Origin of the sequence: Sulfurospirillum diekertiae, assembly GCF_011769985.2 — a bacterium.
GTDB classification, from domain to species: domain Bacteria; phylum Campylobacterota; class Campylobacteria; order Campylobacterales; family Sulfurospirillaceae; genus Sulfurospirillum; species Sulfurospirillum diekertiae.
In genome coordinates, this window is the sequence record NZ_CP039734.2 from 1,601,269 (window position 1) to 1,626,675 (window position 25,407).

A 25,407-nucleotide genomic window follows, 5' to 3' on the forward strand; every position below is an offset into this window, starting at 1 on the left:
AAGATTAATCGATATAAATCGTGTCTAATATTTGATTTTTGAAGCGAATATTTTCCAAGTTTTGCTTTAAAACGCGGTTCTCTTCTTTAAGAATTGAGTATTCACCATAGAGTTTATTGATGTCACGACTCATATAATAAATCTGATTTTTGATGTAAATTTTGGGCAGAATAATCAAAAAAGCAACAAACATCACCATATAAACGAGCAATAAAAAACGAAAATCGAGATTTTTCTCAACTTTCTGTTCCGCATCATACTGCTCTAATAGTTCGCTTTTATCGTTCATTACGCCTTCTTTATCTCAAATACTCTCAGTTTTGCACTTCGACTGCGTGGGTTCTTTTTAATTTCCGATGCCGTCGCTTCAATCGGTTTTTTGCTGATAAGTTTTCCCATGCTATGATTATTGCCACAGGTACAACGCATCACGGAAGGCAAACAAATACAGTTTTGACTCCACAGTTTAAATGTCTGTTTTACAATGCGGTCTTCGAGGGAGTGAAACGAAATAATTCCCACGATACACTGCTTAAAATCGGCATTTTTGATACTTTCTAAAAGCTCACTCAACACGCCTAGTTCATTGTTGACTTCTATACGAATCGCCTGAAAAAGCAGTGTTGAAGGATGAATACTTTTTTTCCCACCCACTTTTTCAGCCAATTTTGAAAGTTCTTTGGCACTTACAATAGGCGCTTTAGCACGTGCTGCACAGATCAAATGAGCCATTTTTTTATATTCATGAATTTCACCATACTCACATAAAATAAATTCCAACTCTTCTTGGGAATAGTGATTAACTACTTCGTACGCACTAAGCTCTTGTTTTGGATTCATGCGCATATCCAAAACATCGGAGTCAAAAGCAAAACCACGCTCTTTTTTATCCAGTTGTAAAGAGGAAACACCAATATCAGCTAAAATTCCTCGAATGGGAAGATGCGCATACTGAGCGATGACAGAGGCAAAATTACCATGATGAAGGGTTACACGATCATTAAAGCGCTCAAGCCTCTTTTGACTAAAGGCCAACGCCTCTTCATCTTGATCACAGCCTATCAATTTGATGTTAGGATTTTGTTCTAACAATGCTTCGCTGTGCCCACCATACCCTAATGTACAATCAATAACAACCCCATCATCAATGCCACAAAAAGCTTCTTTAACCTCTTCTAACAGTACGGGGATATGGGGTATATTCACTAGGGTTCCTTGCTTAAAGTGGTTCTATTATAATCTATTGAGGCTTACAATCGCCTCATACGCTACATCCATCATCGTTTCAATCTCTTTACATGTAATCACATAAGGAGGCATAAAATAGACAACATTACCGAGTGGACGAAGAATCACACCTTTTTGAAACGCATACTTAAATATCTTTAAATTCACTCGAAAATCAATCGGATAGACATCAAGTTCTACTGCTGCAATCATACCTGTTTGTCGGACTTTCTGCACATTTGGAAGAGTTTTAAACTGCTCTAATTTAGAACCAATGAGGGCAATTTTTTCTTGATTTTTTTCCAAAATAGATTCATTTTCAAAGATGTCCAATGTTGCATTAGCAGCACTGCATGCCAAAGGGTTCCCAGTATAACTGTGAGAATGCAAAAATGCTTTAAATTCAGAATAATCACCATAAAAGGCATCATAGATTTTTTGCGTCGTTAGGACAACTGAAAGTGGGAGATAACCTCCCGTTAGTCCCTTAGAAAGTGTCATAAAATCAGGACTAACATCCGCATATTCACAGGCAAACATTTTACCGGTTCGTCCAAAGCCAACAGCGATTTCATCGGCAATTAAATGAACATCATAGTGATCACACAGTTTGCGTGCGAGTGTAATATAAAGAGGAGGATACATGTTCATTCCACCCGAACATTGAATCAAAGGCTCGATAATAAATGCTGAAATTTGATCTGCTTTTTCTTTAAAAATTTTTTCCAATCCGCTAGCAGCTTTAATGGCACTCTCTTCGCTTTGATCTTTGGGAACAGGCGCTTGAATGGTTTGAAGGAGTATATCATCAAACACTTCTTTATAAAGCTTCACATCACCAACGGCTAAAGCACCAATGGTCTCGCCATGGTAACTGTTTTCTAAAGAGACAAACAGTGGTCTTTTTTGCCCTCTATTTTTATGATATTGAAAGCTCATTTTAAGTGCTACTTCGATTGCGCTAGAGCCATTATCGGCATAAAAACACTTCTCCAGCCCTTTGGGTGCTAATGCACAAAGTCTTTTGGAAAGTTTTATAATCGGCTCGTGGGTGAATCCAGCAAAAATCACATGTTCTAAAGTATCTAATTGCTCTTTAATTTTTTGATTGATGTAAGGATTGCAATGTCCAAAAAGATTGACCCACCAAGAACTAACACCATCAATATAACGGTTATCATCAAAATCATATAAATAAGCCCCTTGACCTCTTTTAATAGGAATTACAGGAAGTGTCTCATGGTCTTTCATCTGCGTGCAAGGATGCCATATATGCTTTAAATCATCTTCAATTAATTTTTTCGTGTTCATTGTTACATTTTGCCTTTTTTTGTTAGGAGTTTCACGCAATTTATGGTTATTTAATAACTATACAGATAGAATTATAGCAAAATACAAAGTTCTTAAAGGGCAAGAATGATTACGTGGATGCAACGTCATAAAAAATATTTGGTCATCACTATCTGGATTAGCACAATAGCATTCGTTGGTGCTGGTTTTGTAGGATGGGGTGCTTATGATATGAACAAAGATCGTGCAGCCTCTGTCGCAAAAGTTGGGCATCGAATCATCTCGGTTCAAGAGTTTCAAACAGCTTATGCCAACCATTTCAATTACTACAACAATCTCTTAGGTGGCAAGCTCACTCAAGAACAAGCCGAGCAAATGGGTCTTAACAAAATTGTTATGAATACCCTTATAAATCAGAACCTTCTATTAAACTATGCTGATGAAATAGGTCTTTTGGCAACAAAAGAAGACATTAAAGATCGAATTAAAAATACCCCAAGTTTTCAAACAGATGGCGTTTTCAACAAAGAGCTCTACTATTCTATCTTAAAAGCAAACCGCATCAACCCAAATGATTATGAAAATGGCCTTGAAAAAGAGATTTTAAATGCAAAACTAGAAAACTTTTTCAAACTTACTCCTTCACAAAAAGAGATCGATCTCTTTGCTTCCGCTTTCTTCATGGAAGATCATCTTGCAATCAGCGTTGTAACACTAGATGCCAATGAAGTAACTGCTAGTGAAGAAGCCATAAAAACATATTGGGACAAAAATAAATCTAAATACCTTACGAAAAAAAGTTATACACTTGAATTGCTCAATATCCCTGCTTCTCAAACAAAATTTGATGATAAAACATTAGAAGAATTTTACGTACAAGAAAAACATAACTACACACAACCTGATGGAAAGCTGATGAGTTTTGAAGAAGCAAAACCAAAAGTAATGATTGATCTTCGACTCAAAAATGACAAAAAAAGTGCCTTAGAATCCTTCCTTGCTTTTAAAAAAGGCGAAGTGAATGCAAGTGAAACCAAAGTTATTTTTGATGATGACACAACGTTTCCTCTTGAAAAAATTCAAGTAGCTGCGAAAGATGAAGTACTCAAACCACTTATTGTCAAAGACAACTACGTTATAATAAAAATGAAAGAGATTAAATTCCCAGAGCCAATGTCTTATGAGTTAGCCAAGAAAGATGCCAGTCGTGATCTTTTAGAAGAACTCAAAAATGCTACCTTAGAGAAAAAAGCTCAAGCTAAACTTGAAAATTTCACAGCAAGTAGTGATCTTGGTTTTGTAAGCAGAGATTCTGTTAAGTCAATTGCAGGTCTGAGTGAAGCAAAAAGTGCTGAGTTTTTAAGTCACGTTTTTGATAACATGAACAAAAAAGGTTATAAGGTTATTGACGGTAAAGCCATAGTCTACGAGGTTTTGGAACAAAAGTTGCTTAATAAAGACAAAGCTAAGCAGTATGTTAGTTTGATTAGCGAAAATATTTTACAAGTTAAACAAGCTGAATTAAACCAAAATCTTATTAAAAAGCTCGCTGCTGCATACAAAGTCGAGCAATACTACAAAGGAAAATAGTTGAGCACTACGATTTTAGGTATCGACATTGGTTCAACCAAGATTTGCGCTATTATCGCTCAAAAAAACGATGATGGTGACATCAAAATTTTAGGCGCAGGTATTGCAAAGTCTCAAGGTCTTAAGAAAGGTATTATTACCAATATTGACCTTGCTTCAAAATCGATTCGCAATGCGCTTAATGATGCAAAAAGAGTCGCTGGAACACAGTACGAGAGAGTCATTGTTTCAATCTCTGGCGCATACACCAAAAGTGTTGATAGCAGTGGTATTGTTAATATTCCAAACCGTGACATCGGCATTAAAGAGATCAATCGCGCCATGCAAATGGCTGACCATAATGCCAATATTCCTAATGAATATGAAAAGCTTCATGTTCTTCCCTATAATTTTAAAGTAGATGATCAAGAGTTTATTGAAGATCCACTTGGTATGAATGGTGCTCGGTTAGAAGTACAAGTACACATTATTACGGCACAAAAATCATCCCTTAGCAATCTTAGAAAAGCTGTCAAGTCAGCCGGTGTAGAAATTGACAACATTGTTCTCAATTGTTATGCCTCAGCGATTGCTGTTTTAAATCATGATGAGCGAGAACTTGGCGTGGCTGTCATTGATATGGGTGGTGCGACGTGTAATGTGATGATCCATGCAGGCAACTCTATGCGTTTCAATGATTATTTGGGTGTGGGTTCACTCAATATCACCAATGACCTTTCAACAGCGCTTCATACACCATTGGGTGCAGCTGAAGAGATTAAAATCAATTATGGTTCACTCAAAAGTAATTCTAGCGAGCTTATTGAGCTCCCTGTTATTGGCGATGATGGCTCAACCCATGAAGTATCACTGAATATTGTTTCTAACGTTATCTATGTTAGGGTTGAAGAAACCCTGATGATTTTAGCAAAAACACTGGAAGATAGTAGCTTTAAAGAGCAAATCGGTGCAGGTGTCGTTTTAACAGGTGGAATGACAAAACTTGATGGCATTAGAGAATTAGCATCAGCAATTTTTGATAATGTGCCAATAAGAATTGCCAAACCAAGAGAGATGGATGGACTTTTTGAGACACTCAGAGATCCAAGCTATTCAACAGCTATTGGACTTGTTTTATATGGAGGCGGTCATTTCACCCCCTATGAAATTGATTCTAATAAAAAATTGCGTTACAAAGATGAAACCATTGAACCAACGCGCCACCATCAAGAGACTTTTGATGAAGGTGATGAAACAGAAGAAGGCGAGGTAGGGACAGCTCCTCAAGCAGATAATGCAAAAGAGAAACTCAAAGATCTTGCAAATATTCAAGAAGAAGAAAGCGAAGGGTTTGGCTCTAAGCTATGGAATAGATTAACACAATTATTTTAAAGAGGGGTATGAGGTATGAACGGATTTAGCATAGAAGAATCAAAATGTGTTTACGGCGCTAAAATCAAAGTTATTGGTGTTGGTGGCGGTGGTGGTAACATGATTAACCACATGGTAAGAGAAGGTATTAGTGGTATCGATCTTATTGCTGCAAACACTGACGCTCAAGCCCTTGAAAACTGTTTAGCAAAAACAAAAATTCAATTGGGCAAAAAAGGTCTGGGAGCTGGTATGCGACCAGAAATTGGCAAAGAATCAGCATTAGAAAGTTATGAAGAGATCAAAAGTTCTTTAGAAAAAGCAGATATCGTTTTTATTGCATCCGGTTTTGGTGGTGGAACTGGAACAGGTGCTGCTCCTATTGTTGCACAAGCGGCTAAAGAAGTCGGTGCACTTACCGTTGCTGTTGTCACTCGCCCTTTTATGTTTGAAGGAAAGAAAAGAGCTAAACTTGCGGAGATGGGGATTAATGAACTTCGCAAAGAGAGTGATTCTATCGTTATTATCCCTAATGATAAACTGCTTTCTATCGTTGATGCCAAATTTGGAATCAAAGATAGCTTTAGAATCGTTGATGATGTTTTGAGTCGTGCTGTTAGTGGTATGAGTTTAGTGGTTCTTTCTTCAGGTCAAAGTGATATTAACGTTGACTTTGCAGATGTCCAAACCGTTATGAGTCATCGTGGTATGGCACTTATGGGTATTGGTGAGAGCACAGGCGATGATGCAGCCATTGAAGCAATCAAGAGTGCTATTGAATCACCTCTTCTTGATAACATGTCAATTAATGGTGCACTTGGTGTCTTGGTTCACTTCCAAATTCCAGCTAGTTATCCTATTACAGAGATCAGCAATGCAATGAGTCTTATTCTTGACTGTGCTGATGAAGACGCTGATGTTATCTTTGGTACAACGACCAGTGAAGACATGGCAGACAACTCTGTTCGAGTTACCATTGTTGCGACAGGCTTTGAAAATAAAGTTGAAGCTTCAAAAGAACTCAAGATGCTTAATAACAATCAAGAATCAATCAAAAAAGAGCGTATTTTACGTATGAAAAAAGTAAGTGGTGGCTATGAGGGACAAGATGACTATCTTGATATCCCAACGTACATTAGACACCAAATGGATTAAGTAACCCTCTCAACCCTCTTCTATGCAAAAGGAGGAAGCTAAAAGCTTCTTCCTTTTATCGTTGACTTAAAAATCCTCGTCTTATAAATAAACCAAATTGGGCAACCATCAAGAATTTCATAACCCATTCACTCTGCTTATGCATCGTTGCAAAGGCTTCCGTTACTGTCTCAGCGGAACCTAGTTGTTGTGCATGGACAATAAATGGCGTATAGTAAAAGAGAAAGAGTCCTGTAGTTATCACACAAATAAGAGACAAAACAAATGAGAGAAAATCATAGTTTTTACCCATCATCCAAACTTGCACTTCATAGATAATGCTGTAAAGCGCTACAAAACCTATTAGAATATTCATCTTCAAGAAGAATTGTGTCATTAGAATACCACTTTGAAAATGAGTGAGAACACCATCTCCGAGATATTTTTGTGGAAAAAAGATCACTGGGGCTATAAATGCACCTGCTGCGATTTCAACACCAATGGCAATACCCAACATTACCAAATAAACGACCATTAAACTTTTCATTTCTACTCCTTAATCCAAAATCCACGGTCTAATCCCGCTAAATCTTTATAAAAGTCCACTGCTAAACCTCTCTTTTCTGTATACTGGCAAATAGCCTTGCGTTGATCATACCCCATTTCACAGACGAGCACTTTTGCTTTTCGTTCCTGAAAAAGGTCAATAATATGACACAGCATTTCATCACCTTTTACGCCACCATAAAGTGCCAAGGATGGTTCAAAAGAAAGTCCTATTCCTAAGGGCTCTTCATTGGCAATATAAGGAGGGTTGGAAACAATCATATCAATCTCACCGCTCACACCATCTATATAACTTCCCTCAAGAAACGTTATTTTGTCACTAACACCATGTTTCTTTGCATTCTGTTTGCTTACATGTAAAGCCTCATTTGAAATATCTATCGCTGTCAATCTTGCATGAGGGAGTAAAAGTGAGAGCATAATTGAGATAATTCCACTACCACAGCCAATTTCAACGATATGAGCATCAGAAGAAAGCTCTTTAGCTAATGCCACGGCTTTATCGACCAATATCTCGGTTTCAGGTCTTGGAATAAGAACGCGCATGTCGACATCAAAAACTCTATCATAAAAACTGGCACGTCCTAAAATATACTCTAAAGGCTCATGGTTTTTGCGACGTTGTAACAATTCTTTTAAATGTTTATTTTCACCTATTTCATCCTCGCTATGACTTATAAGCCAACTCATCTCATAGCCTAATACTTCACTTAAAAGGATCATCGCTTCTTTTTGAGGAATATCTGTTACCTCTCGCAATTGCTCAGCACTTTGTACTAAGAGTTCTTTAATGCGCAAGTGCTTCACCTTCTTCAAAATGCATGCCTAATTTTTTTAGTCTTTCAGTTAATGGTGGATGGGTGAAATAAAGTGCAATCGTTAAAGGATGTGAAAAAGGGAAACTTTTATTTTCATCTGCGAGCTTAACCAAAGCAGATGCAAGTGCTTCTTTGCTTTCGCAAACACTACCATATTCATCGGCTCGGTATTCATTGTAACGACTCAAAAGTCCAAAAAGAGGCATTAAGATAAACGAGACAACGGGAGATAATAAGAGAAAAAGCACCATAATACTGGCAGCAGATTTGTTTACATGTAAAGAATCAAAAAGCTCTACAGGGAGATTTCCAAAGAGAGCAAACATCACAAAAAGCATTAAAGCACTTGATGCAATATTTTTAAGAATATCTTTGTGGGTAAAATGCCCCAGTTCATGCCCAAGTACAGCCAACAACTCATGTTTTTCCAATTTGGCGATTAAGGTATCGAAAAGTACAACGCGTTTAGAACTACCCAGCCCACCAAAATAAGCATTAAGTCTATTGTCACGTTTACTCGCATCTAAACTAAAAACACCGCTACTCTTCAGCCCTGCTTTATTCAGAAGTGCTTCAATAGAACTTTTAAGGTTTTCATCTTCAAGAGGAGTGAGCTTATTGAATAATGGAACGATAATAATCGGATAGATCATATTGATAAATAAAATAACCACAAAAGAGAATAAAAACCCATAAAACCACCAATAGTTATATGCCATAATAATCACACTCATAGCCCAAAAAAATGCACCCCCAAACAAGATAAACATCAAGATTGATTTGATCTGATCTAAAATAAATGTTTTAACATTAATCGTAGAAAAACCAAATTTTTTATCAAGTCCAAAGGTTTGGTACAGATCAAAAGGGAGGAGCAAAACATAATTGATAGCAATAAAACTCATCACAAAAAGGACAGAGCGCATTGCTTCATTTCCAATATGGACTGTTGCCTCAAGCGCAGTAAGTCCAAAAGTGATCCAACCAAAAAAGAGAATAAAGTCAAAAAAGGAGGAGACTAAAGAGAGCTTTTGTGACGCTATCTTGTACGCTGCTGCTTTGGCATAATTCGATGGAGAGAGAATAATTGCTTTCAAAATGCGTGCTTGAGTAACAAAACCTATTTCCATAAAGGCAGCATACATTTTAATTAAGAGATAAAGTATGTAAATAAGTATAATAAATTCTAACATAAAGCCTTGTTCCTTTGTCTAATTGAAAAACGTTATCATACCAGTTTTTCATCAATATTGTCTAAACCGATATAACACATTTGCAACGCATGCATGCTATTATTTTCACGGAAATTAGTTTTCCTTCTCATTTCTATACTCATAAAATTGATTTAAATATTTTATTAGGAAAATGAGTTTACAATCAAGACATAGAACAAAAAGGGGTTAAAATGACGATTTCTAAACAACTGATGATTCTGCTATCCATCGCAATTATAGGGACTTGTGCCATCTTTGGTATTAGTATGAAAGAACTAGATAAAGTCTATGAAGAAACAAATTATAGCAATGTCAATTCGCTTCCAAGTATTCTTATATTGAATGATATCACAGTTGATGCGCTCAGACTCCGATTGGTTTTATGGGAGCATATTTCGCAAGAAGATAAAGGATCAAACGATAAAAGTGCAACGGGAATTAAAACCAGTTTGGCGAATATTAGTAAACTACTTAAAAACTATGAGTCATTTGTTAGTGATGATAAAGATAGAGACATGCTTAGCAAAGATATTACAAGTTTTGAACAGTATGCTACTATTGCGCAAGAAGTTATCAAATTATCAGAAACAGGGCATAAACTTGAAGCAGGAAATTTCCTCAACAAAAGTAGGCCTACATTAAAAAATTTCACAGCTGCTTTAGATGCACATATGAAATATAATTCAGATATTGCAAAAGACTCTGCAACCACTGCTGCTCATGAAAAACAAAGTGCTAATGCTATCATGATTATTCTCTCTCTTATCATTATTGGCTCAACAATTTTCATCAGTATTCTTATCCGTAATAACATCATGCAAGGTGTTCATCTTGTACGTGATAGTATTGCTAATTTTGTTCGCACTAAAGAGCTTAATTTTCGTATTAAATACGAGAAATCAAATGAGATCAAAGAGATGGTTGATAGCTTCAATTCATTGGTTGAAACACTTGAAAGCACTATTGTTGATGCAAAAGCCTCTTCCAGTGAAAATGCTTCTGTATCGCATGAACTGAGTACCACCAGTATGCAAATTGGGCGTAATGCTGAACAAAGTTCTACGATTGTAGAAAATACAATCCAAGAGATTCAAATCATTAAGACCTTTGTTCAAGAAACCGCTACGCTTTCTGAAACGATGAAACAAAATATTGCAACAGCAGGTCATCGACTGGACAATGCTAAAAATGAAGTTATTACGCTTCGCAATGAAGTCGAATCTGCAAGTGAAGCTGAAACTGCCCTTGCTCAAAAATTAGAGCAAATGAGCCATGATGCAGAGCAAGTGAAGCAAATCTTAACAGTCATTTCGGATATTGCCGATCAAACCAATTTACTTGCACTTAATGCCGCTATTGAAGCTGCTAGGGCAGGAGAACATGGTCGTGGATTTGCGGTTGTTGCCGATGAAGTACGAAAGCTCGCTGAAAGAACTCAAAGTTCACTGACTGAGATTAACGCAACGATTAATGTCATTGTTCAATCCATTGTCGACTCATCTGAACAGATGGGAAGAAATGCTAAAAACATTCAAAGACTCTCAACGGTTTCCAGCGGTGTTGAAACAACGATTTTGGGAACAACACAAGTGATGAAAGAGAGTGTTGATTCCGTAACAACCAGTGCACAGAACTCACAAAAGATTTCACAAGACACCGATAAAATCGTCAGTATGGTGAGTAACATCAATACGTTGACAAGCCAAAATGCAAGAAGTGTAGAAGAAATTGCGGCAGCGGCAGATCATCTTTCACGTTTAGCAGAAAATCTTAACAACAAACTCAATCAATTCAGATCATAACCACCTTTCAGGGTAAAGTGCAAAGCTTTACCCTCTTCTTCCTTCCCATGTTAATGGTATAATACGCGCAAAAACAACGGAGTACATTTGGCACTTTTAGATTTAATCGGCATTAGCAAAGCATATGAAACTCAAAAAATTTTAATAGACGTTGACTTTTCCTTGCATGAAGGCGAGCGTGTTGCAATCATTGGTAAAAATGGCGGTGGAAAATCTACACTGATGAAGATCGTTTTTGGTGCATTGGAAACTGATGATGGAAGACGTATTCTCCAAAAAAATATTAAAGTTGGCATGTTAGACCAAACTCCTCGCTTTAAAGAGGGAATGAATGTTAAAGAAGCGATTGAAGAAGAACTCAAAGAGCTCAAAATGGCGAGAGTTCGTTATGAAGAGGTCATTAAAATACTTGAATCTGACTACCATAATGAATCCTTGCTCGCAGAGCAGAGCCAACTCGTCACTTTTTTGGATTTACATGATGCGTGGAGTTTAGATGAAAAGATTGAGCAAGTTTTACAAGAATTTGATCTCAAACAGTTTGAACAAAGTGATGTCAATCTCTTAAGTGGTGGTGAACAACGTCGTGTAACACTCGCTGGTCTCATTCTTCAAAAACCAGATATTTTATTACTGGATGAGCCAACGAACCATTTGGATGTTTACATGGTCGAGTTTTTGGAGCAAATGCTTTTAAAATCAAAATTCACCCTCCTCTTTATCTCCCATGATCGTTATTTTATCGACCATTTAGCAACACGGACGATTGAAATTGATGATGGAAAAGTGAGAAGTTTTGAAGGTGGTTATGAAAATTATCTTACATGTAAAGAATTATTGATTTTATCTTTACAAAAACAGCATGAAAATCTCCTCAAATACCTCAAAGGCGAAGAAGAGTGGTTAAAACGTGGTGTCAAAGCGAGGCTTAAACGCAATGAAGGGCGAAAACAGAGAGTCTTTGAACTACGCGAATCTGCCAAAAAGAATCCTTCTTTGGTTCGCAAACTCAAACTGGAATTAGAGAGAGAAAAGCACAATTTCAATGGTGAAAAGATTATCAATAAGCAAAAAATGCTTTTTGAAATGTATAACATCCATAAAAAATTGGGCGATAAACTTCTCATTAAAGATTTTAGTACCCGTATTTTACAAAAAGATCGTATTGCCATTGTTGGTAAAAATGGAGCAGGAAAATCAACACTTTTAAAAATTCTACTCGGTGATCTCAACGTTGATAGTGGAAATTTTGATAAAGGTGAATTTAAAGTAGGTTATTTTGATCAACAACGAGCTATGCTCGATGATACTAAAAACCTCATAGAAACTTTTTGTCCTAATGGAGGCGATAGGGTTGATGTCAAAGGAAAAAATCTTCACGTCTTTGGCTATCTAAAAGACTTTCTTTTTCCAAAAGAAGATTTGAACAAAAAGATCGGCATACTCAGTGGTGGTGAAAAAAATCGTGTTGCCCTCGCCCTGCTCTTTTCACAAGAAGTGGATTGCCTTATTCTCGATGAACCAACCAATGATCTCGATATTCCAACGATTAATATTTTGGAAGAGTACATCCAAAGCTTTGCGGGTGCGGTCATTTTTGTCAGCCACGATCGTTACTTTGTCGATAAAATTGCAGCTAAACTGTATGTCTTTAAAGGTGAAGGTATTATTGAGGAGAGTTATCAAAGCTACAGTGAATATTTAGAGATTGAAAAAGAGATTAAAGAGCTTGATGCAATGGAATCGAATCAAGAAGCACCATGGATTGAAAAAGAAGAACCAAAAGTGCAAAAAGCAAAAGAGAGTGCGCCTACAAAACTGAGCTACAAAGAGCAGCGAGCACTTGAAACGCTACCGCTACAAATTCAAGCACTTGAAGACGAAATTGCCGCCACAAAAAAATGTCTTGAGAGCCCTGAATGCTATCAGCAAATAGGACTCAGTACGCTGAGTCAAAGATTGGAAGAGAAAGAGGCACTCTTAGAGCCAATGATTGAAGAACTATTGGAGATAGAAGAAAAAGTAGAGATGTTGCAAAGAGGTTAAACCTCTTTGCATTTAAGCTTTAAACGTTGAAAGTGTAGAATCTAGATTTTGAGAAGAGTCAAGCATTCGTTGAGAAATATGCGAAAGTTCTTCTGCAATTTTTTCATTATTATCAGATAAACTGAGTGTTCGCTTCATCTGCTCCATCATTTGATTTGTTAAGTGTGAAATCTCAACGACTTTTTTAGAAGCTTTTTTCGAAACCTCAATAGATTCTAATGTACGATTTTTTGTCTCTTCGGTTGCATTTTGAACATCGAATGCACTTTGTGAAATACGATTAATATTTTCAGCATTCACTTCCATATTGCTGCTAAGTTGTGTGACACCTTGAACAATAACACTAATCGTAGCATCAATCTCTGCAAGTGATTTCTGTGTACGTTCTGCGAGTTTTCTCACTTCATCAGCAACAACCGCAAAGCCACGACCATGTTCCCCTGCCCTAGCAGCTTCAATGGCAGCATTGAGCGCAAGCAAATTGGTCTGATCTGCAATATCTTTGATCATCGCCAAGACACCTTTGATCTGATCAGTTTGTGAAACAACATTTTGAATTTGGTGTGCCATCTCTTGCTCAGAATCACTTGCTCCATTGATATTTTGAACAACATCATTCAAGGCAATACTCATCTTTTCAAGGACACTAAAAGACGAGGTATTGTCTTCTACGGTATGAATCGCAAGCTCTTCTGAAAGATCAAGATCCGTTTCAATATCTTTCATTAGATCAAACGACATTTTAATCTGATGAGCTTGATCCACAACGCCTTTAGAAAATTCTACGGCATTGGTATTGAGTGTTTCTCCCGTATGTTCAACATTTTGAGAAATTTTTTGAGATGAAAGAATAATAGATTGAATTTTTTCGATGAAAATATTGATGAATTTTGCAATATCACCCATCTCATCTTGACTGTTGATCTGTACACGGGCTGTTAAATCACCGTTGCCACTTGATAAATCTTTAATTCTTTCCAATAAAATTCCCAACGGATTTCCCACAACGCGTTTCAATACCAACATAATAAGCACGGAAGTAATAAGCAATGAAAGGACAAAAATACTAATGAGTTTCCAGCTAACAGCGCCAATATATTCATCAATTTCTGCAAATGAAAACGTCATATCCATCACACCAAGTACATCACCTTTTTGAGAGGTGGCGTGGCACGCTAAACAATCTTGCTCAGCAACAAGAGGTTTTAAAAGTCTTAAACGATGCCCTTTTGCATCATCAAGAGTCACGCTATGCTGTACAGGATTTTTAAAGATATTAATGACAGCTTCATCCGTAGAAGGTTTTGCATTAATACCGAAAGTATCAATCACCACTTGTGACTGATGGATTTTAAGCTCTTGGATTCCTTTCATTTCCCCAGCATCTTTCAATGACTTTTCAATCAAAGCACGATCCCCTAAATTCATCGCTGCGCGTACGGTTTGGAAAACAGACTGACTAAACAAATTAAGATTATTTTCACTTTGGATCTGAGATGATTTTTTAAACTCATTGACAATAAAAAATTGCAAAATAATAAAACTTGTCAAAAGTAAAGGAATGAGAGTTAGCCCTATTTTTAAACCTATACCTTTTTTCATCCTTTTACCCTTCCCACATTCATGATTTCAATCAAATTCATATCATCTAACATCTCATACAGCTCTTCACTGCCAACTTTTACATGTAAATTCATTTTGTCCATTTTAATGGACTTGATTAAAAAACCTATTACCGATGAAGTAATGATAAAAGAGTCTTGAATCATGAGGTTAATGATACTATGGGGATGCTGCTCATGCGCTTGGCGAATTGCATCTTTGATCGCTTGTGCATTTCCAATTGTCTTAATCGTGCCTGTGATAAGAATATTCACATGCTCACTGTGCACTTTGGTCACTAAATCCATTGCGTCTCCAAATACAAAAAATTAACTTTTATTATAGTATATATTTGTCCATTTAAGAAATTAATGTATTATTAAAACGACACAACTTAACCACACAGTTCCTTTTTGACACGTTCACTCGCCATTGTAATATTCCATGCAGGTTCCCATACGATTTCAATCGTACAATCTTGCACACCCTCGACTTTTAAGACAGCATCTTTTGTCCATTGCTGAATCAGTTCATGCAAAGGGCATCCTTTCGTAGAAAGCGTCATAGTAATATTCACATGAGTATCTTCAATTTTTACACCATAAATAAGTCCTAACGAAACGATATCAAAACCAACTTCTGGGTCAATTACGGTTGAAATAGCATTGTAAATATCTTCTTCTGTCATGATCATTTCTCATTCTCCCTCATTTTATAATTAAACACATACACTGTATTAAAAACTACCAATATCAAAGATAGAAGTAGCAACACACTCCCTATGAAAAAAAGTTTTTCAAACTGCATTAAAACACCACTACTAAGAACAACAACGGAAACAAACAATATCCACGTTTGAGTATCGGCTACTTTCGTGTGAATCATCTGATGTAAAAGTGGTACTTTTTGTTTGCCAACAAATGGTGCAAATCTCTCGTACCAGATCAAAAAAGGCAAAATTTTATAGATATGCCCAATAATAAACGAGAGCAAAAAACCAAAAAAGAAAAGTACCCCAGATAGTATGCCTAGTGTGCTGTTAGCAAAAATAAAATAAAATATACAACTTATCGATGCTGCAAACAAGCAGATGAGTGCAAAAACAACATTTTTAACCCAATAATCATTTTGCTTACGTGCTCTTTGTTGAAAAATAATTGTTATTTGTACCATGAAACACAAAATTCCCAACACTATCAACACCATAGCGATCGCTTGAATAAAAAAAGGAAGTTTAACAATCAAGGTAATCATACATAGTGCTATTCCAAAACTATGCAAATACAATGATGCATTGATCCACTTCTCTTCATAATCATGTGAGAGAGAAAACATCGGTATCAATACCATAGAAACACCCATAACAATCATCATCACAAAACCGCCAAGAGTGCCCAATATATGTGCTTTTACCCATGCGTCAATATCAATAGTTAAAAGACCATGTCCTAAGCTAAGACCTATTAACAAACCTAACGTTACGGAAATAAACAAAAAGATTGTACCTATCAGCAAAAATTTACTTACAAGTGTGATCTTTTTTAAACGATTAAATGTTAAAAAAACATTGAAACAAAAAATGAGCATTGAAAGATACGTAATAACCGCACCATAGGGAATCAATAAATGAAGTTCACCAAAGGTAAACCCACTCACCATCAAGGAGAAACCAACAACGTACATATAAAATTGTACATAGGCAAAATCTTTAGAAAAGATAGGTACTTCAAGGACAACAGGGAGAAGCTGATACATGGCTCCAAAAATAACCATCATCACAAAACCCAACAAATATAAATGTGAAAAAGCGGCTAATGAGGAAGAGATAATATAACCAGAGATGTCAACACTCATAAACAGTAGTGCAATACCACTTAAAAACAAAAATATAATTCCTACAATAAAAAAATGTGCAACCAATACAAAAGGTGGTGCCATCTCTGTGGCTAAAGAGACTTTCATATCAACCGTTGCACTGTTTTTGGCTTAAATCAACTTTATCACTCATTCCCTCTTTATAGGAAAAAACAAGTTGAAGTTTTCCACCATCAATTTCAGTGACATCAATGTCATAAAATGGTTGTACTTTAGCCAATAAACCAACAGGTGAACGATGGTTAATCATCACTATTTTTTTATGCGCGTTATCTAACAGCTCAAGCGCAATCATCGCATTGACCATTGGTTCTGGTGGCGTGCATAAAGAGGTATCAAAGCTAATGTATTCTATTCCTTCTCGTACATAAGAGAAAAACGGAACCGTTGCATTATCTACATGTAAAAGTTTTGCTTCGTGGGGATAATTGTCTGGAGTCATCATAATTTCATCCTTCTTTTTGATGAAACTATAATGCAAAGTAAAGTTAATTTCCTTAATCTACATCAAGCAAAAGAGAGTTATTGTCTTAATTAGCAAGATAGATGTTAGGAGAGCCTTAAAAAAGACTCTCCTTAGTATATTTTAGTGTAAAAAGTGTCGCACACCCGTGAAATAAAGCGCCATACCATGCTCATTGGCAGCAGCAATCACGTCTTCATCCCTAATACTCCCACCTGGTTCAATGATCGCTTTAACCCCAGCCTCTGCTGCGGCGTCAATGCTATCACGGAATGGGAAAAATGCTTCGCTAGCAAGTGCAGCACCGCTGACATCAATACCCATTTCTTCGGCTTTACGAAGCGCTGCTTTAGCGGCATCCACACGACTGGTCATTCCCATACCAATCGCTACCATAGCGCTGTCTTTCACATACACGACGCAATTCGATTTGGTCAAACTTGCCACTTTATAGGCAATTTCAAGATCGCTCATTTCTTGTTTGGAAGCGGTGCGTTTGGTCAAACATTTTGCATTTTTGATCTCATCATCATTCACTGCATCACTCTCTTGGAAGACAAAACCGCCATCGACGTGTTTAAAGTCATACGCATCTTCACTAAGCACTAAATATTTGCTCTCTTGCGTAAAGATTTTGATACGTTTTTTAGCATCAAACACATGCAACGCATCCTCGTCGACATTTGCCGCGATGATGACTTCCACGAAAATCTCATTAATTTTTTCTGCCAACGCTTTGTTCAAGGTTCCATTAATCGCCACGACACCACCGTACGCAGAAACAGGATCGCATTTAAGCGCTTTGATGTAACTGTCTAACAGATCGTTACCGATAGCAAAACCACACGGATTGGCATGTTTGATGATACACACAGCCGGTGCATCGCCAAAAGAAGCGGCAATTTTAACGGCACCGTTGATGTCTGTCATATTGTTAAAGCTGGCTTCGCCCTTGAGGGTTTTAAAATTGTTGGTAAAGAAGTAATCAAACTCGTACAATGAGCCTTTTTGGTGTGGGTTCTCGCCATAACGGGTATCAAACGCTTTAGTGCCAACAATGAACTGTTTCTCACCAAAACCGTTGTTAAAACGTTTGTTCATATAATTGGCGATCATGCTATCGTAAGCACCTGTGTGCTCGAATGCCTTGATCATCAAATCTCTTCTAAATTCCAAGCTATTAGCACCCGATTTCAACGCTTCGATGACACGGTCATAATCCAAAACATCGGTGACGATCATGACATCATTAAAGTTTTTCGCTGCACTTCGTACCATTGCAGGACCACCAATGTCGATATTTTCGATAATCTCATCAAAATCATCGGTCTTAGCAATCGTCTCTTTAAACGGATAAAGATTCACACAGACAAGGTCAATTCCTTCAATGCCATGCTCTTTGGCTACTTTTACATGTAAAGGTAAATCTCTTCGATGAAGTATCCCTCCGTGGATAAGAGGATTGAGTGTTTTCACACGTCCATCAAACATCTCAGGAAACTTGGTTACTTCACTAATTTCGAGAGCTTTAATGCCCTCTTCTTTTAAAAGTTTATAAGTTCCACCCGTAGAAATAATCTCAAAACCCAACGCTACCAAATCCTTAGCAAACTCCGCAATCCCCGTTTTATCGCTGACACTAATTAACGCTCTCACACTCGTCCTTTTTATCGTATTAATAATTTATTGATATTTTTATTTTACAATACGTTCCTTTTAGGACGTATTAAATACAATTGGCAAAATATTGGGAGTTTTAATGGATCAAATACAAAAGTCGTCAAACACACTTTTTACACTACTGTTTTTTGCATGGATCGTTTCGATGGTGTCAATGCTCGGAAGTCTGTTTTTCAGTGAAATTATGATGTTTCCTCCTTGTGTCATGTGTTGGTATCAGCGCATTTGCATGTACCCATTGAGTGTTCTTTTTCTCGTCGCACTTTTTAGCAACGATCAAAATATTTTCAAATATGCCATGCCACTCGTGCTCCTAGGGCTTTTCTTTGCGATTTACCACAATTTGCTCTACTTTGGCATCGTCCCCGAAACGCTAGCTCCCTGTTCTCAAGGGGTTTCATGTACAAGTGACTACATCAACTGGTTTGGATTTATCACCATTCAGCTTCTCTCACTGGTTGCATTTGCACTCATTTTTGTTACTTTAATTTTCATTAGATTTCGTACAAAATTGTAAGACGTCTTCTGCCTCGTTAGAGGCAAGCTTTAGTGCCACAGCGGCGTAGCGTAGGTTTTTGGGCTTTGCCTAAAAACTGTTATCAAAAGAGTTCTGCAAGAACTCTATCACATTAAAAGGCTTCATAACTATGAAAAAACAGACCCTTATTGTCGCTTCACTCTTCGTACTTGTACTTCTTTTTGTCGGAGGAAGTTATGTTTATAAGAACGCTAACCATAGTGTCTCTGCAGAAAAAAGTGCTGCACTTGTGCGTCCATACGCTTATGTTTTGGGCAATCCCAATGCGAAAACAACCATCGTTGAATTTTTTGACCCAGCGTGCGGTACATGTAAAAGTTTTTATCCGTTTGTTAAAAGCATACTCAAACAAAATCCTGACACACTGAAACTGGTATTGCGCTATGCTCCTTTTCATACCGATTCCTATTATGTGGTTGCGATGATTGAAGCGGCACGTTTACAAGGTAAATACCTTGAAGCACTGGAAGTCATTTACAAATACCAAGATAAATGGGCAAGTCACGGCACCCCAAACATTGGTCTTATTTGGGGATTTTTGCCCGAAGCTGGGATTGATATTGACAGATTAAAAGAGGATTTGAAAAAACCTGAGATCGATGCACTGATTAAACAAGATATTGCCGATACCAAAACGCTAGGTGTCAATGCCACACCAGAGTTTTTTGTCAATGGCAAACCACTCATTAAATTTGGGAAACAAGAGTTAGAAGATCTTATAAAATCAGAACTCTAAAACACACCCCTAATTTTGGGGTGAGATCTCATTGTAACCGTGAAGCCTAATGTCACGTCGACGCTGCCCATCATGAAAACGTCTCTTTTCAACATCTGTTTCAGGAACTAAGGGAGGCACAGGCGTAGGTCTCCCCTTTTCATCGACTGCGACCATCGTGAAAAAGCAACTGTTCGTATGCGTTGCGATCCCTTTTTGAATATTCTCTGCGATGACTTTAATGCCTACTTCCATCGATGTTTTACCCGTAAAATTGACACTGGCTAAAAATGTCACAAGCATCCCCACAGGAATCGCTTGTTTAAAAATGACCTGATCAACCGACATCGTGACCACATACCCACCACAATAGCGTGATGCACAGGCATAAGCCACTTGATCAAGGAGCTTTAAAAGATCTCCTCCATGTACATTGCCAGAGAAATTGGCCTTATCGGGTGTCATTAAAACGGACATACTGAGGGTGTGTTTTTCAAATGGGGTCGATAACATCTAACTTTTTTCCTTTTTAATCATCTCATACGCTTCATTAATCTCTTGAAGCTTCGTAGTCGCAGCATCGATAATGCTTTGATCTTTTCCTTGCCCCATTAAAATATCGGGGTGATGCTCTTTGACCAAAGCGCGATATTTTTTCTTGATACTCTCCATATCTTCGCTCGGTTCAGCTCCTAAAATTACATATGCTTTTTTTATTCCAAACTGTGTTTGCGCTGTTTTATTCGCATAAAATTGTTCAAAAGAGGCGATTAGTCTCTCAAAATCAGCATGTTTAATTTCTAACGCATTGGCAATGTCTTCGGTTATCATAAATTCCGCTTTGGAAAATTCATTGTCAATAAAGGCAAGATTGAGCAGATATTCCATCACTTTGAGACGTTTTGCGTAGTCATTTTGAGTCAGTTTAAGGTATTTTTGTGAGACAATCAGAGTGTTATCAAAACTTTGCATCTCTTTTTGATAGATCACTTTAAGCGCTTCACGAACACTTTCACTGTTTTCAAATACACGAGCAATATCATTAAATGTCAAACTTAAAAGTTCGGCTTCAAGCTCATTGACTCTACCATCGGCTTTGGCGACTTTTGCCATCAATGCGACTAAAAGTCCCGCTTCATGCTCCGCTAAATCTCCTTTAAGCGTCTGCTTAACATTGACATTAATATGCTGGTAAGCCTCAGTTTGATAGTTCTTTGTCAAGAGATAAAAAACAACAATAGCAACTGCAATAATGACGTAGGTCATTTTTTCACCTTTACATGTAAAACTTGGTTTATAAAAATATGTTACAATCATTACACTAAAAAAAAGGACAATTTTGATGGGTAGTTTTGACGAGATTGTGGATAGAACAAAGACACCTTGTGAAAAATGGAACAGATATAAAGGAGCTGATGTCATCCCCGCATGGGTCGCTGATATGGACTTTAAGTCCCCTGCTTGCGTGGTTGATGCTCTTCAAGCACGAGTGAATGAAGGTGTTTTTGGCTACACAGATATCGACGATGAAACCTACGATGCGATTATTGCATTTCTCAAACGTCACTACCACTGGGAAATCAAAAAAGAGTGGTTGCTCTTTACCCATGGTGTCGTTAGCAGCATGAATATCGCATGTCTTACCGTGGATGGAGCAAGCGTGATGACAACGACACCAATTTATCCGCACTTCATTAAAGCACCAAAGTACGCCCATAAAGAAGTTCTCGCCATTGCGATGAAAGAAGAAAATAACCGTTGGGTACTGGATTATGAGGCGATGGAGCAAGCAATAAAACCTACCTGTAAACTTTTTATGCTCTGTAATCCTTACAATCCGGCTGGAACTGTTTTTACATGTAAAGAACTTGAAAGACTTGGGGATTTTTGTTTAAAACACAATCTTACGATCTGCTCCGATGAAATCCATGCGGATCTACTTTTAAATCCAGAGGCTAAACATGTTCCTATTGCTTCACTAAGCGATGCATTAGCACAAAAAAGTATTACGTTGATGGCACCAAGTAAAACCTTTAACATCGCAGGGCTTCAAGCCTCATTTGCGATTATTCCCAATGCAGAACTTCGCAAAAACTTTAAAAAGACAATGGGCAGTATGGTCGGAGGTATCAATCTTTTAGGTATCACCGCGCTTAAAGCAGCTTACCTTGAAGGTGATGCGTGGCTGGGTGAACTTCGTCTCTATTTGGCTGAAAATCTTAAAATGGTACAAGACTTTGTCCGTAAAAATCCAAAACTCAAACTTTTAGATCAAGAAGCAACCTTTCTCGCGTGGATCGATGCATCTGCTTTACATGTAAAGAGCCCCTACGAGTTTTTTTTGAATTTTGGTGTTGGGCTAAGCGATGGGGAACCATTTGGCGACAAAAATTGTGTACGATTAAACTTTGGAACCCAAAAAAGTGTTTTGAAAGAGATTTTGAAACGTATGCAAAAGGCACTGGATAGCTTATGATTAAATATTTACTCCTAGGACTTTTAACAGCTCTTAGCCTCTACAGTGATTCACACATTGTGGTGCTTGGAGATCCTCATCTTCCAGGAAAAAATCCTCAGATGAAAGAGAAAGTGCTAGAGCAGATTAACCAATGGAATGATGTCGATATGGTTGTAGCCGTGGGTGATATCTGCTCTAAAACGGGGATACAAGAGGAGTATGACTTTGCTAAAAACTACTTTTCAAAACTCACGAAGCCACTTCATGTTATTACCGGTAATCACGATTTTGTCTATGCTGATGAGCTCGATAGCAATGGAAAATTCCAACATGCACCTCGTGAAATTCAAGACCAAAAACTGAGGCGTTTTCAGAGCACATTTGGACTCTCGAAGCTCTACTATAGCATTGAAAAACCACCCTATTTACTTATTTTCCTCTCTGCCGATGATGCAACATATTTAACAAAACTCTCAGATGAACAGTTCAGTTGGTTTGAAAATGAGCTCAAAAATCATCCTAAAACACCTACTATCGTCTTTTTTCATGCACCCCTAGATCATACATTAGAAAATTATAACCATTGGGCAAATACTCCCAATTTTATCGCTCAACCTAAGGAGAAAATTCAAACATTACTGCATGCCAATCCCCAACTTTTTTTATGGGTCAGTGGACATACGCACACATCCGCAAAAGAGCCTAGTTTTGCTTCAACAATCAATCATGTTGAACATGTCACTAACATCCACAATAGCGATATGAATAAAGAGGTGATTTGGACAAACTCTTTGTTTTTATATGACAATCATGTTACCATTAAGACGTACGACCATATGGAAGAAAAATGGTTAGATACCTTAGAACGTACAGTGCTTGTACCAAAAATTTAGGTAAAAATAGCTAATATGCCTGCCGCACTTTTTATGAGGATTTGAATGAAACAGTACCTATTTGCACTTTGTTCCTGCTTGTTTTTACTAACTGGTTGTGCCCAAAAAGAGTTTACACAAAATGCTCCTGAACTTCCACAAGCTAAAGATGATGCACCCAAACGTCAAGAGATCGTTACAAATGCTCTTAAACATCAAGGAAAAAAAGATGGCTTAGACTGTTCTGGATTTGTAAGCTTGGTCAACAAAGAGAGTACCGAGCCTTTTTTCACACCAGCAGAACTCAATGGTTATTTTGAAGATACAAGACGCTCATTAGCCATTTACAATCTTCTTGAAACTCAAAAACGTACCTACCAAGACAAACCTAGAGTTGGCGATCTGATCTTTTTTGCCAACACTGTTAAAAAATATTCTAAATCCAAAAGTGATGATAACATCACACACATTGGGATTGTCACACAAATTGATCCCGATGAAACTGTCTATTTTATACACCACACCAAAGGAAAAAATTTGATTAGCCAAATGAATCTTAACTATCCAACCGTTGCGATGTACAACAATAAAGTTGTCAACTCTTATATGGAAAAATGTTCTAAAGATGAAAACCATAAATGCTTAGCACCCGCATATTTTAGCGCATATGGGAGAATCAAATGAAAAAATGGCTTACGTTGAGCTTGGCTGCTCTTTTTGTCATAGGCTGCGCACCAAAAGCAACTGTTGAAACACCTACGGTACCAATGGCAGAGAACACTCAATCTGAGAAGAAAATGTATCTTGGAGAAAACCCGTCTAATGATTTTTACTTACAACAAGAACATGAGAGTTACGACTTACGCCCTGTACAAAAACTCTCTTTACGTGAATCTATTGTTCAAAATGCATTGATGTATTTAGGTAAACGCGATGGTGGCGACTGCTCAGGCTTTGTGAGTCTAATCAACTATAAAACAGGAGCTCCTTTTTATAAGGAAAAAGAGTTAAGCCAAAGTTTTGACAATGCTCGAAAATCGCGTGCCATGTTCAATCTTATGTCCCAAAAAGGGAATGCCTATGAAACCAGACTTCCCCATCTTGGAGACCTTGTCTTTTTTGAAAACACTGAGCACAAACCTGCAGTGAAAACCAAAGGTAAAGGTAAAAATAAAGTTGCGGTAAAAAAACCTTCTGTTCAAGTGGCTGAAAATATTACGCATGTAGGCATTGTCACAAAAGTTGAACCTGATGGTACAGTTGAGTTTATTCACCATTCCAATGGCAAAAATATCTTGGACTATATGAATTTCAATTATCCGATGCTCACCAATAAAGATGGCAAAGTCATTAATACCTATATGAAACGTTGCCCATCCAAAGGTGGTGCCGCACAACCTCAATGTATGAATATCGCCTTTTTTGTCGCTTACGGAACGTTTTAGACTTTACATGTAACACAAGCAAAGCTTGTGTTACTCAAATGCGACATTAATACGTTTTAATGGCAGGTGGCGTATACGCATTCATTTGATTCAATAAGCTCTCATAGTTATCATCAACATAAAATACATTGCGCGCACGTTCTTGTAAAAATTTTTCAGCAACCATATGATCAAATAACTCAATAAGCTTGTTGTAATAACCATTGATATTTAAAATACCACAAGGCTTTTGTAACAATCCTATCTGATTCCATGTAAAAACTTCAAAAAATTCTTCAAGCGTTCCAGGTCCTCCTGGCAGAGCAATAAAACCATCCGCTAATGCCATCATTTTCGCTTTACGTTCATGCATCGTGTCCACACAAATCAGTTCCGTCAAATCTTTATGCGCGATTTCTCTTTGTTCAAGAAATGCTGGAATAACACCAATAACAGAACCGCCTTCTGCAAGAACTGCATCTGCAATAGTTCCCATAATACCAACACTGGCTCCACCATAAATTAATGTAATATTATTTTTTGCTAAAAATTTGCCCAGTAAAATTGCTTGCTTTTTATAAATTTCACTTGCCCCAAGACTTGAACCACAATAGACTGCAATGCTTTTCATCCATGCCCTTTTCATTATCAAATTTGAGCTAAAATAATATTCTTTTTCAAATTAAAAGAATTTATGATCCTGCATCTATTTATAAATTGAAATATTCTTTTTCAGATAGTT

26 protein-coding genes are annotated in these 25,407 nt (G+C 37.3%); 11 read left to right on the forward strand and 15 right to left on the reverse strand.

Features of this window, described 5'->3' with window-relative positions:
- Positions 1-4: 4 nt before the first annotated feature.
- From FA584_RS08210 to FA584_RS08220, 3 genes are read right to left on the reverse strand one after another with little or no spacing between them, the layout of a single operon-like run.
- The gene (locus FA584_RS08210; protein ID WP_088437393.1) at positions 5-289 is read right to left on the reverse strand and encodes a hypothetical protein; all 285 of its coding nucleotides are present in this window, start codon (positions 287-289) and stop codon (positions 5-7) included.
- Positions 289-1,206, reverse strand: a complete 918-nt coding sequence (rsmH, locus tag FA584_RS08215) for a 16S rRNA (cytosine(1402)-N(4))-methyltransferase RsmH (RefSeq protein WP_167749109.1) — start codon at positions 1,204-1,206, stop codon at positions 289-291. Before rsmH ends, FA584_RS08210 begins: the two co-directional genes overlap by 1 nt.
- Positions 1,207-1,233: 27 nt before the next feature.
- Positions 1,234-2,538: an adenosylmethionine--8-amino-7-oxononanoate transaminase gene (locus FA584_RS08220; protein ID WP_167749110.1), complete on the reverse strand. Its 1,305-nt coding sequence runs from the start codon at positions 2,536-2,538 to the stop codon at positions 1,234-1,236.
- A 105-nt stretch (positions 2,539-2,643) separates the two neighbouring features.
- Here FA584_RS08220 and FA584_RS08225 point away from each other — a divergent pair, with 105 nt between their 5' ends.
- The 3 genes from FA584_RS08225 to ftsZ are packed head-to-tail and all read left to right on the forward strand — an operon-like array spanning position 2,644 to position 6,612.
- On the forward strand, positions 2,644-4,107 hold the full coding sequence (locus FA584_RS08225) for a peptidylprolyl isomerase (RefSeq protein ID WP_167749111.1): 1,464 nt from the start codon (positions 2,644-2,646) through the stop codon (positions 4,105-4,107).
- Positions 4,108-5,478, forward strand: a complete 1,371-nt coding sequence (ftsA, locus tag FA584_RS08230) for a cell division protein FtsA (RefSeq protein ID WP_096046845.1) — start codon at positions 4,108-4,110, stop codon at positions 5,476-5,478. It begins immediately after the preceding gene.
- A 15-nt stretch (positions 5,479-5,493) separates the two neighbouring features.
- Positions 5,494-6,612 (forward strand): cell division protein FtsZ, encoded by a 1,119-nt coding sequence (ftsZ, locus tag FA584_RS08235; protein WP_096046846.1) that lies wholly within the window; start codon positions 5,494-5,496, stop codon positions 6,610-6,612.
- Between the two features lie 55 nt (positions 6,613-6,667).
- Here ftsZ and FA584_RS08240 read toward each other — a convergent pair whose 3' ends face one another.
- From FA584_RS08240 to FA584_RS08250, 3 genes are read right to left on the reverse strand one after another with little or no spacing between them, the layout of a single operon-like run.
- On the reverse strand, positions 6,668-7,138 hold the full coding sequence (locus FA584_RS08240; protein ID WP_167749112.1) for a DUF4149 domain-containing protein: 471 nt from the start codon (positions 7,136-7,138) through the stop codon (positions 6,668-6,670).
- A gap of 2 nt (positions 7,139-7,140) precedes the next feature.
- Complete coding sequence (prmC, locus tag FA584_RS08245; RefSeq protein WP_226372296.1) at positions 7,141-7,965, reverse strand: peptide chain release factor N(5)-glutamine methyltransferase; 825 nt, start codon at positions 7,963-7,965, stop codon at positions 7,141-7,143.
- Complete coding sequence (locus FA584_RS08250; protein WP_167749113.1) at positions 7,946-9,169, reverse strand: M48 family metallopeptidase; 1,224 nt, start codon at positions 9,167-9,169, stop codon at positions 7,946-7,948. The genes prmC and FA584_RS08250 overlap by 20 nt, the downstream gene beginning before the upstream one ends.
- A 212-nt stretch (positions 9,170-9,381) precedes the next feature.
- Here FA584_RS08250 and FA584_RS08255 point away from each other — a divergent pair, with 212 nt between their 5' ends.
- Together FA584_RS08255 and FA584_RS08260 are read left to right on the forward strand one after the other, a co-directional pair.
- Entirely contained in the window at positions 9,382-10,992 is a 1,611-nt protein-coding gene (locus tag FA584_RS08255) for a methyl-accepting chemotaxis protein (protein WP_167749114.1), read from the forward strand.
- Between the two features lie 87 nt (positions 10,993-11,079).
- Positions 11,080-13,038 (forward strand): ABC-F family ATP-binding cassette domain-containing protein, encoded by a 1,959-nt coding sequence (locus FA584_RS08260; RefSeq protein ID WP_167749115.1) that lies wholly within the window; start codon positions 11,080-11,082, stop codon positions 13,036-13,038.
- Positions 13,039-13,050: 12 nt separating this feature from the next.
- Here FA584_RS08260 and FA584_RS08265 read toward each other — a convergent pair whose 3' ends face one another.
- The 6 genes from FA584_RS08265 to purH form a co-directional block, all read right to left on the reverse strand.
- Positions 13,051-14,640, reverse strand: coding sequence for a methyl-accepting chemotaxis protein (locus tag FA584_RS08265; protein ID WP_167749116.1), 1,590 nt, complete (start codon positions 14,638-14,640; stop codon positions 13,051-13,053).
- The gene (locus tag FA584_RS08270; RefSeq protein ID WP_167749117.1) at positions 14,637-14,948 is read right to left on the reverse strand and encodes a hypothetical protein; all 312 of its coding nucleotides are present in this window, start codon (positions 14,946-14,948) and stop codon (positions 14,637-14,639) included. Before FA584_RS08270 ends, FA584_RS08265 begins: the two co-directional genes overlap by 4 nt.
- Before the next feature lie 86 nt (positions 14,949-15,034).
- Positions 15,035-15,334 (reverse strand): metal-sulfur cluster assembly factor, encoded by a 300-nt coding sequence (locus FA584_RS08275; protein ID WP_191342038.1) that lies wholly within the window; start codon positions 15,332-15,334, stop codon positions 15,035-15,037.
- Positions 15,331-16,602, reverse strand: coding sequence for a hypothetical protein (locus FA584_RS08280; RefSeq protein ID WP_167749118.1), 1,272 nt, complete (start codon positions 16,600-16,602; stop codon positions 15,331-15,333). The genes FA584_RS08275 and FA584_RS08280 overlap by 4 nt, the downstream gene beginning before the upstream one ends.
- A gap of 1 nt (position 16,603) precedes the next feature.
- Positions 16,604-16,960, reverse strand: a complete 357-nt coding sequence (locus FA584_RS08285) for a hypothetical protein (protein ID WP_228447960.1) — start codon at positions 16,958-16,960, stop codon at positions 16,604-16,606.
- A gap of 141 nt (positions 16,961-17,101) precedes the next feature.
- Positions 17,102-18,634: a bifunctional phosphoribosylaminoimidazolecarboxamide formyltransferase/IMP cyclohydrolase gene (gene purH / locus FA584_RS08290; RefSeq protein ID WP_167749119.1), complete on the reverse strand. Its 1,533-nt coding sequence runs from the start codon at positions 18,632-18,634 to the stop codon at positions 17,102-17,104.
- 103 nt (positions 18,635-18,737) lie between these two features.
- On the opposite strand from purH, the gene FA584_RS08295 reads away from it, so the two are divergent.
- Together FA584_RS08295 and FA584_RS08300 are read left to right on the forward strand one after the other, a co-directional pair.
- The gene (locus FA584_RS08295; protein WP_167749120.1) at positions 18,738-19,175 is read left to right on the forward strand and encodes a disulfide oxidoreductase; all 438 of its coding nucleotides are present in this window, start codon (positions 18,738-18,740) and stop codon (positions 19,173-19,175) included.
- A gap of 130 nt (positions 19,176-19,305) precedes the next feature.
- Positions 19,306-19,932 (forward strand): DsbA family protein, encoded by a 627-nt coding sequence (locus FA584_RS08300; protein ID WP_167749121.1) that lies wholly within the window; start codon positions 19,306-19,308, stop codon positions 19,930-19,932.
- Between the two features lie 9 nt (positions 19,933-19,941).
- On the opposite strand, the gene FA584_RS08305 is transcribed toward FA584_RS08300, so the two are convergent.
- Both FA584_RS08305 and FA584_RS08310 read right to left on the reverse strand, forming a co-directional pair.
- Complete coding sequence (locus FA584_RS08305) at positions 19,942-20,424, reverse strand: acyl-CoA thioesterase (RefSeq protein ID WP_096046856.1); 483 nt, start codon at positions 20,422-20,424, stop codon at positions 19,942-19,944.
- Positions 20,425-21,177, reverse strand: coding sequence for a TerB family tellurite resistance protein (locus FA584_RS08310; protein WP_167749122.1), 753 nt, complete (start codon positions 21,175-21,177; stop codon positions 20,425-20,427).
- Positions 21,178-21,253: 76 nt separating this feature from the next.
- Between FA584_RS08310 and FA584_RS08315 the strand changes: the two genes are divergently transcribed.
- Genes FA584_RS08315 through FA584_RS08330 form a run of 4 tightly spaced genes read left to right on the forward strand, consistent with a single transcriptional unit; the run spans position 21,254 to position 24,686 of the window.
- Positions 21,254-22,387, forward strand: coding sequence for a MalY/PatB family protein (locus tag FA584_RS08315; RefSeq protein ID WP_167749123.1), 1,134 nt, complete (start codon positions 21,254-21,256; stop codon positions 22,385-22,387).
- Complete coding sequence (locus tag FA584_RS08320; protein WP_167749124.1) at positions 22,384-23,262, forward strand: metallophosphoesterase family protein; 879 nt, start codon at positions 22,384-22,386, stop codon at positions 23,260-23,262. The genes FA584_RS08315 and FA584_RS08320 overlap by 4 nt, the downstream gene beginning before the upstream one ends.
- 45 nt (positions 23,263-23,307) lie before the next feature.
- Positions 23,308-23,925 carry an NlpC/P60 family protein gene (locus FA584_RS08325; RefSeq protein WP_167749125.1) on the forward strand — a complete coding sequence of 206 codons (618 nt, stop codon included), beginning with the start codon at positions 23,308-23,310 and terminating at the stop codon, positions 23,923-23,925.
- A complete protein-coding gene (locus FA584_RS08330; RefSeq protein ID WP_167749126.1) occupies positions 23,922-24,686 on the forward strand; it encodes a hypothetical protein in 765 nt (254 codons plus the stop codon). The genes FA584_RS08325 and FA584_RS08330 overlap by 4 nt, the downstream gene beginning before the upstream one ends.
- A gap of 46 nt (positions 24,687-24,732) precedes the next feature.
- Here FA584_RS08330 and FA584_RS08335 read toward each other — a convergent pair whose 3' ends face one another.
- Positions 24,733-25,296 (reverse strand): LOG family protein, encoded by a 564-nt coding sequence (locus FA584_RS08335; RefSeq protein ID WP_167749127.1) that lies wholly within the window; start codon positions 25,294-25,296, stop codon positions 24,733-24,735.
- Between the last annotated feature and the right edge of the window lie 111 nt (positions 25,297-25,407).